Source organism: Camelimonas sp. FR25, from assembly GCF_059740505.1.
The window spans coordinates 1-1,122 of the sequence record NZ_JCAWFG010000068.1 but is presented as its reverse complement, the minus strand read 5'-3'; the positions used below and the strand labels follow the sequence as shown (position 1 = coordinate 1,122).

Below are 1,122 nucleotides of genomic sequence, written 5' to 3'. Positions count from 1 at the left end.
AACCCATGCGCCCATTGGCGGAGTCCGATTGACATGATGCGCCATGGTTGATCGGCGAGGCGGTTCCATGCCTCACAGCACTGGTTCACGACACTGTCGTATGAAGAGAAGATACGGTTCGATAGCCAGTTATCGCGCATGAACTGCCAGACGTTCTCGACCGGGTTCAGCTCAGGACATTTTGGGGGTAGCGGCAGGAGGGTGATGTTGACTGGCACATCGAGCCTGCTGGAGACATGCCACCCAGCCTGGTCGAGCAGGAGCACCGCGTGGGCTCCGGGGGCAACGTTCCTGCTGATCTCGGCGAGGTGAAGCCCCATTGCCTCGCTATTGCAGCGCGGCATGACCAGGGCTGCGCCTTTGCCGCTTTCAGGACAGATTGCGCCGAATATCCAGGCGGAGGCCCGGCGCAGGTCTCGCGGGGCAACTGGGCGCGTTCCGCGCCTGGCCCAGCGACGGGTGATCTGTGTTTTCTGGCCAATCCGGGCCTCATCCTGCCACCACAATTCTATTGCGGCGTCCTTCGGCAGGCCCTTCCGGATTTGCGCCAGACGGGTGGGGAAACTTTTTTAAAATCAGCGATATCCTGCAGACGCTGGCCTTGATGACGGGGACGGGCCGAAAGTTTCCGAAACCCCATAGCTCGCAGCTCACGCCCGAGCGCCTGCTTGCTGATGGAGATGCCAAACTCATCCCATAGCCATTGGACGAGATCGATAATGCGCCAGCGCACGACGCCGTGAACCGACGGAATGGGGCCGGCCTCTAGGATCTCAGCCAACGCACGCCGCTGGTTGTCGTTGAGGATCCTGTGAGGCCCCGGTGACTTGCGCGTTGCAAGCCCATCGGGGCCACCGGCATTGAAACGAAGCACCCAGTCCCTGACAATCTGCAGCGTCACGCCACCGAGGCTGGCCGCATCGCTGCGGCTGACGCCTTCCAGAATGGCGCTGATCGCAAGAAGCCGGCGAACCTGGGCAGGGTCCTTTGCGGCCCGGGCTCTGGCACGAACCTGCGCCGCAGTAAAATCATCCCGAATACGGATCGGCGCAGCCATCGCAAATCTCCCCCGATTTGCGAACTGAATCATGTCTGCGCCGCTGACGAAACCCCTTATGAGTC

At 61.4% G+C, this 1,122-nt stretch carries 1 protein-coding gene; it reads right to left on the bottom strand.

Going from position 1 to position 1,122, the window contains the following annotated elements:
* A protein-coding gene (locus AC6A67_RS07870) for an IS630 family transposase (protein ID WP_498035999.1) occupies positions 1–1,057 on the bottom strand; the annotation gives its coding sequence in 2 pieces (ribosomal slippage) (positions 1–565 and positions 565–1,057; 1,058 coding nt annotated over the 2 pieces). This gene is flagged as partial in the annotation.
* Between the last annotated feature and the right edge of the window lie 65 nt (positions 1,058–1,122).